A 6,833-nucleotide genomic window follows, 5' to 3' on the forward strand; every position below is an offset into this window, starting at 1 on the left:
GTGTCGTCCGGCGCCCTCGCCCAGCCGTGGTCGATCATCGGCGGCTACCTGTGCGCCAGTGTTGTCGCGCTGCTGGTGGCCCACGTCCTCGGCCGAACCTTGGGCAGTGCCTGTCTGGCGGCGGGCATGGCTCTGATTTTGATGTGCTGGTTGCGTTGCCTGCATCCGCCGGCCGGTGCACTGGCCCTGACCCTGGTGCTGGCCGATCCCGCCACCATCGCCATGGACTGGAAAGCCATGGAGCCGGTCATGCTCGCCGCCGCCTGCATGCTGCTCAGCGCCCTGGCCTACAACAACCTCACGCGCATCCGCTACCCGAAACGCCCGGCCGAGCCGGCGCCTGTGGTTGCTCCGGTCGACAGCCAGGCAGTTACCGCCGAGGATTTGAAACTGGCCTTGGCCGACATGGAAGCGTTCATCGACGTCACCCCCGAAGACCTCGAACAACTAATCCACGCCAGCGAACTGCACGCCAAGCGCCGCAGCATCAGCAAAGTCTTCTCCTGACACCCCGAACTCCCTGTAGGAGCTGCCGAGTGCAACGAGGCTGCGATCTTTCAAGATCAAAAGATCGCAGCCTTCGGCAGCTCCTACACAAACAAATAGCGATCAAGCACCGCAACATCGGCCAAGTCTTCTCCTGACACCCCACACTCCCTGTAGGAGCTGTCGAGTGCAACGAGGCTGCGATCTTTCAAGATCAAAAGATCGCAGCCTTCGGCAGCTCCTACACCCGCAGATAGCGATTTTTCGCTAAGGCAAAAACGCAAACTCCCCCTGCACATATCCCGGTTGTACACGGCAAATTTGCACTGTTACGATCCGTCAACGCTCGCGCGCGAGCTTCTCGAATAAAGACAATAAAAGCAGGGAGTTAGTGATGACTGCTCAGGCTTCATCCCCGCGGACCCCGTCCATGGATGCCACGCAAAACGAAGTGCTGGCCGAGGTTCGCAATCACATCGGTCATCTGACCCTCAACCGCCCCGCCGGTCTCAACGCCATCACCCTCGACATGGTTCGCCAGTTGCAGCAGCAACTCGATGCCTGGGCCGCTGATGCCAATGTGCACGCCGTGGTGCTGCGCGGTGCCGGTGAAAAGGCTTTCTGCGCCGGTGGCGATATCCGTTCGCTGTACGACAGTTTCAAAAGCGGCGATACGCTGCACGAAGATTTCTTCGTCGAGGAATATGCCCTCGACCTGACCATTCATCACTACCGCAAACCGGTGCTGGCGCTGATGGACGGTTTCGTTCTTGGTGGTGGCATGGGCCTGGTGCAAGGTGCGGATCTGCGCATTGTGACCGAGAAGAGCCGCCTGGCGATGCCGGAAGTGGCCATCGGTTATTTCCCGGATGTCGGCGGCAGCTATTTCCTCTCGCGGATTCCCGGTGAACTGGGGATCTATCTGGGCGTCAGCGGTGTACAGATTCGCGCAGCCGATGCGTTGTACTGCGGGCTGGCCGATTGGTATGTCGACAGCAACCGACTGGCAAGCCTCGACGAACAGCTTGATCACCTGGAATGGCAAAGCACGCCGCTCAAGGACCTGCAGAACCTGCTCGCCAAAAACGGCGTGCAAACCCTGGCCGATGCACCGCTGGAGAAACTGCGCCCGGCCATCGACCACTTCTTCGCCCTGCCCGACGTACCGAGCATCGTCGAGCAACTGCGCGCGGTCACCGTTGCCGACAGCCATGAGTGGGCGACCACCACGGCCGATCTGCTGGACACTCGCTCGCCGCTGGCAATGGCCGTGACGCTGGAGATGCTCCGGCGCGGCCGGCAACTGAGCCTGGAACACTGCTTCGCCCTCGAACTGCATCTGGATCGTCAGTGGTTCGAGCGCGGCGACCTGATCGAGGGCGTACGTGCCCTGCTGATCGACAAAGACAAGACACCACGCTGGAACCCGCCGACCCTTGCCGCGTTGCACGCCGAGCACGTCGCGGGTTTCTTCCACGGTTTTGATGAGAGCGGGAGCTGAGCCATGCACGATCTCGAACTGACTGAAGAACAAGTGATGATCCGCGACATGGCCCGGGACTTTGCCCGTGGCGAAATCGCGCCCCACGCGCAAGCCTGGGAAAAGGCCGGCTGGATCGACGACGCGCTGGTGGCGAAGATGGGCGAACTGGGCCTGCTGGGCATGGTGGTGCCCGAGGAATGGGGCGGCACCTACGTCGATTACGTGGCGTACGCGCTGGCAGTGGAAGAGATTTCTGCCGGCGACGGCGCGACCGGTGCGTTCATGAGCATCCACAACTCGGTGGGCTGCGGCCCGGTCATGAACTACGGCAGTCAGGAGCAGAAACAGACCTGGCTGGCCGACCTTGCCAGCGGTCAAACCATCGGCTGCTTCTGCCTGACCGAACCGCAGGCCGGCTCCGAAGCGCACAACTTGCGCACCCGCGCCGAACTGCGCGACGGCCAGTGGGTGATCAACGGCGCCAAGCAATTCGTCAGCAACGGCAAACGGGCGAAACTGGCGATCGTGTTTGCGGTAACCGACCCGGACCTGGGCAAGAAAGGTATTTCCGCGTTTCTGGTGCCCACCGATACCCCGGGGTTCATTGTCGATCGCACCGAACACAAGATGGGCATCCGCGCTTCCGACACCTGTGCGGTGACCCTGAACAACTGCAGCATTCCCGAGGCCAATCTGCTCGGCGAGCGCGGCAAAGGCCTGGCGATTGCCCTGTCCAACCTCGAAGGCGGCCGCATCGGCATCGCCGCGCAGGCCCTGGGCATTGCCCGGGCAGCGTTTGAAGCGGCGCTGGTTTACTCCCGTGATCGCATTCAGTTCGGCAAACCGATCAACGAACACCAGAGCATCGCCAACCTGCTGGCCGACATGCACATGCAGATCAACGCGGCGCGTCTGATGATCCTGCACGCGGCGCGTCTGCGCACGGCGGGCAAGCCGTGTCTGTCGGAGGCTTCACAGGCCAAGCTGTTTGCTTCGGAAATGGCCGAGAAAGTCTGTTCCTCGGCGATTCAGATTCATGGCGGGTATGGGTATCTGGAAGACTATCCGGTGGAGAAGTACTACCGCGATGCGCGGATTACCCAGATCTATGAAGGGTCGAGCGAGATTCAGCGGATGGTGATTGCGCGCGAGCTGAAGAACTACCCGCTGTAAAAGCAAAAGATCGCAGCCTTCGGCAGCTCCTACAGGTAACCGGTGCAGGAGCTGCCGAAGGCTGCGATCTTTTGATGTTGCCTCAAAAACTTCGCGAGCAAGCCCGCTCCCACGATCTGCTTCGTACAAAAATCCAGTGTGGGAGCGAGCTTGCTCGCGAAGACGTCAGCCAGGACGACGCATTACTTACCGGTAAACTCCGGCGCACGCTTGGCCACAAACGCCGCCATGCCTTCCTTCTGATCCTGCGTGGCAAACGCCGCATGGAACACCCGGCGCTCAAAGCGCACGCCTTCGGTCAGGTTGACCTCAAAGGCACGGTTGACGCTTTCCTTGACCATCATCGCAATCGGCAGCGATTTGCTGGCGATCACTGCCGCCACCTTCAGCGCCTCGTCGAGCAATTCATCGCTCGGCACGATCCGCGCAACGATGCCGCAACGTTCAGCTTCCACCGCATCGATCATCCGCCCGCTGAGGCACATTTCCATGGCCTTGGCCTTGCCTACCGCGCGGGTCAGGCGCTGGGTGCCGCCCATGCCCGGCAGTACGCCGAGGTTGATTTCCGGTTGGCCGAATTTGGCATTGTCGCCGGCCAGAATGAAGTCGCACATCAACGCCAGTTCGCAACCGCCACCGAGAGCAAACCCGTTGACCGCAGCGATGATCGGCTTGCGACGGTTGGCCACGCGGTCGCTGTCGCTGAACAGGTCATCCATGTAGATCTGTGGATAGGTCAGCTCGGCCATTTCCTTGATGTCGGCGCCGGCAGCGAAGGCTTTCTTCGAACCGGTGATGACGATGCAACCAATGTTCGCATCCGCTTCCAGACCATCAAGAGCATGGTTCACTTCGCTGACCAGTTGCGCGTTCAGGGCATTCAGCGCCTGCGGACGGTTGAGGGTGATCAGACCAACGCGGCCATGGTGTTCCAGCAGAATCGTTTCGTAGCTCATATAAAAACTCCTGAATTCACACTCCCCCCTGTAGGAGCTGCCGAAGGTTCGGGCCGCGTTCGGACGATCTTTTGCTTTTGATTGTAAAAAACAAGATCAAAAGATCGCAGCCTGCGGCAGCTCCTACACAGGGATGGGTTAAAGGTTGCGTGAGATGACCATGCGCTGAATGTCGCTGGTGCCTTCGTAGATCTGGCACACACGCACGTCGCGGTAGATGCGCTCCAGCGGGAAGTCGTTGAGGTAACCGTAACCGCCCAGTGTCTGCAACGCCATCGAGCAGACCTTCTCGGCCATTTCCGAGGCAAACAGTTTCGCCATCGAAGCCTCGACCAATGCCGGCTGACCGCTGTCGCGCAGGGCGGCGGCGTAATGCAACATCTGCCGGGCGACGGCGATCTGCGTGGCCATGTCGGCGAGGCGGAAAGCCACGGCCTGGTGTTCGATAATCGGCTTGCCGAACGTATCGCGCTCACGGGCGTAATCGCGGGCCGCTTCGAACGCGGCGCGGGCCATGCCCACTGATTGCGAGGCGATGCCGACGCGCCCACCTTCGAGGTTGGCGAGGGCAATCCTGTAGCCTTCGCCCTCCTCGCCCAATCGGTTGGCGACCGGCACTTTGACGTCTTCGAAGAGAATCTGGCAGGTGTCGGAGGCGTGCTGACCGAGCTTGTCCTCGACCCGCGCGACTTTATAGCCCGGCGAATCGGTGGGCACGATGAACGCCGTGATGCCGCGTTTGCCGGCACTCGGATCGGTCACCGCAAACACGATCACGATCCCGGCGTTCTGCCCGGAAGTGATGAACTGTTTGCAGCCGTTGAGCACGTAGTGATCGCCTTCCAGCCGTGCACGGGTTTTCAGGCTGCTGGCGTCGGAGCCGGCCTGCGGTTCGGTCAAGGCAAAAGCGCCGAGCATGGCGCCGCTGGCCAGCGGCTTGAGAAAACGCTCGCGCTGGTCGTCGTTGCCGAACTTGAGAATCGGCACGCAGCCGACCGAGTTGTGCACGCTCATGATGGTCGAGCAGGCGCCGTCGCCAGCGGCGATTTCTTCCAGGGCCATTGCGTACGCGAGGTAGCCGGTGTCACAACCGCCCCATTGCTCTGGCACCAGCATGCCGAAGAAGCCCAGTTCGGCCATCTGGCCGATGGCTTCCTTGGGGAAACGATGCTCGCGGTCCCACTCGGCGGCGAACGGTTTGAGCCGTTCCTCGGCAAACTGCCGGGCCATGTCGCGGATCTGGGTCTGGTCTTCGTTGGGAATCATGGTGAATCCTTAAATCCGGTTACACACGGTCCCCTGTAGGAGCTGCCGCAGGCTGCGATCTTTTGACTTTGATTTTTAAAAGCAAGATCAAAAGATCGCAGCCTTCGGCAGCTCCTACAGGGGGAGTGTGTTTAGTAGATGCATTCCACGGCCATGGCCGTGGCTTCGCCGCCGCCGATGCAGATCGCCGCGATCCCGCGTTTCAGGTTTTTCTGGCGCAGGGCCGAGAGCAAGGTCACCAGAATCCGCGCGCCCGAGGCACCGATCGGATGGCCCAGCGCGCAGGCGCCGCCGTGCACGTTGAGTTTGTCGTGGGGGATTTCCAGGTGAGTCATCGCCGCCATCGCCACCACGGCAAACGCTTCGTTGATCTCAAACAGATCGACCTCGTTCAGCGCCCACCCGGTCTTCTTCACCAGCTTCTTGATCGCGCCAATCGGCGCCACCGGAAACAGGCCCGGCGTGTCGGCAAACGCCGCGTGACCGTGAATCACCGCCAGCGGCTTCAGCCCGAGTTTCTGCGCTTGCGACTGGCGCATCAGCACCAGCGCCGCCGCGCCGTCGGAGATCGAACTGGAGTTGGCCGCCGTCACCGTGCCGCCTTCGCGGAACGCCGGTTTCAGCGAGGCGACCTTGTCCAGTTTGGCTTTCGGCGGCTGCTCGTCGTGGCTGATCAGCACCTGTTCCTTGCCGACGGTCACGGTCAGCGGCACGATCTCGGCCTTGAAGCTGCCGTCCTTGATCGCCTGCTGGGCGCGGGTGGTCGAAGCGATGGCAAAGGCATCCTGGGCTTCGCGGCTGAAGTCATTGGTTTCGGCGCAGTCTTCGGCGAAGGTGCCCATCAGGCGGCCCTTGTCGTAGGCGTCTTCGAGGCCGTCGAGGAACATCGAGTCGAGCACCCGGCCATGGCCCATGCGGTAACCGGCGCGGGCACGGTCCAGCAGGTACGGCGAGTTGGACATGCTTTCCATGCCGCCGGCGATCACCACATCGGCGCTGCCAGCCAGCAGCATGTCGTGGGCCAGGATGGTGGTTTCCATGCCCGAACCGCACATCTTGTTGACCGTGGTGCAGCGGGTGGATTTATCCAGCCCGGCGCCCAGTGCCGCTTGACGGGCCGGCGCTTGGCCGAGGCCGGCGGGCAATACGCAACCGAACAACACTTCATCGACCGCATCGCTCGCAACGCCGGCGCGTTCAACCGCAGCCTTGATCGCGGCGGCACCGAGTTGCGGTGCGGTGAGGCTTTTCAGTTCGCCCTGAAAGCCGCCCATCGGGGTGCGGACGGCGCTGACGATAACAATCGGATCGTTGGCAATAGTCATGAGAAATCCTCCTTACTTGGCGGCCATGCGCAAGGCGCCGTCGAGACGGATCACCTCACCGTTGAGCATGCTGTTTTCGATGATATGCCTAACCAGCGCGGCGTACTCGGCAGGTTTCCCAAGGCGTGGCGGGAACGGTACGCC

6 protein-coding genes and 1 pseudogene are annotated in these 6,833 nt (G+C 61.6%); 3 read left to right on the forward strand and 4 right to left on the reverse strand.

Features of this window, described 5'->3' with window-relative positions; translation table 11 throughout:
- From DBR18_RS06830 to DBR18_RS06840, 3 genes are all read left to right on the forward strand, one after another.
- Positions 1 to 507, forward strand: a 507-nt coding sequence (locus tag DBR18_RS06830; protein ID WP_256588596.1) for an HPP family protein, incomplete at its 5' end; no start/stop codon positions are given.
- Between the two features lie 373 nt (positions 508 to 880).
- Entirely contained in the window at positions 881 to 1,987 is a 1,107-nt protein-coding gene (locus tag DBR18_RS06835) for an enoyl-CoA hydratase/isomerase family protein (protein ID WP_108589779.1), read from the forward strand.
- 3 nt (positions 1,988 to 1,990) lie between these two features.
- Positions 1,991 to 3,142: an acyl-CoA dehydrogenase family protein gene (locus tag DBR18_RS06840; protein WP_108589780.1), complete on the forward strand. Its 1,152-nt coding sequence runs from the start codon at positions 1,991 to 1,993 to the stop codon at positions 3,140 to 3,142.
- Between the two features lie 182 nt (positions 3,143 to 3,324).
- Here the strand turns inward: DBR18_RS06840 and DBR18_RS06845 are convergent, their stop codons facing one another.
- The 4 genes and pseudogenes from DBR18_RS06845 to DBR18_RS28880 form a co-directional block, all read right to left on the reverse strand.
- On the reverse strand, positions 3,325 to 4,098 hold the full coding sequence (locus tag DBR18_RS06845; RefSeq protein WP_108589781.1) for an enoyl-CoA hydratase: 774 nt from the start codon (positions 4,096 to 4,098) through the stop codon (positions 3,325 to 3,327).
- Between the two features lie 138 nt (positions 4,099 to 4,236).
- Positions 4,237 to 5,364 (reverse strand): acyl-CoA dehydrogenase, encoded by a 1,128-nt coding sequence (locus DBR18_RS06850; RefSeq protein WP_108589782.1) that lies wholly within the window; start codon positions 5,362 to 5,364, stop codon positions 4,237 to 4,239.
- 131 nt (positions 5,365 to 5,495) lie between these two features.
- Complete coding sequence (locus DBR18_RS06860) at positions 5,496 to 6,689, reverse strand: acetyl-CoA C-acyltransferase (RefSeq protein ID WP_108589783.1); 1,194 nt, start codon at positions 6,687 to 6,689, stop codon at positions 5,496 to 5,498.
- 12 nt (positions 6,690 to 6,701) lie between these two features.
- Positions 6,702 to 6,833 (reverse strand): annotated as a pseudogene (locus DBR18_RS28880) (3-hydroxyacyl-CoA dehydrogenase); the annotation flags it as partial.

The organism is Pseudomonas sp. HMWF021 (assembly GCF_003061005.1).
Classification (GTDB): Bacteria; Pseudomonadota; Gammaproteobacteria; order Pseudomonadales; family Pseudomonadaceae; genus Aquipseudomonas.

Excerpts from the sequence above, each read along its gene's own strand:
- DBR18_RS06835 (WP_108589779.1), top strand. The coding sequence starts at position 881 with ATGACTGCTCAGGCTTCATCCCCGCGGACCCCGTCCATGGATGCCACG.
- DBR18_RS06840 (WP_108589780.1), top strand. The coding sequence starts at position 1,991 with ATGCACGATCTCGAACTGACTGAAGAACAAGTGATGATCCGCGACATG.
- DBR18_RS06845 (WP_108589781.1), bottom strand. The coding sequence starts at position 4,098 with ATGAGCTACGAAACGATTCTGCTGGAACACCATGGCCGCGTTGGTCTG.
- DBR18_RS06850 (WP_108589782.1), bottom strand. The coding sequence starts at position 5,364 with ATGATTCCCAACGAAGACCAGACCCAGATCCGCGACATGGCCCGGCAG.
- DBR18_RS06860 (WP_108589783.1), bottom strand. The coding sequence starts at position 6,689 with ATGACTATTGCCAACGATCCGATTGTTATCGTCAGCGCCGTCCGCACC.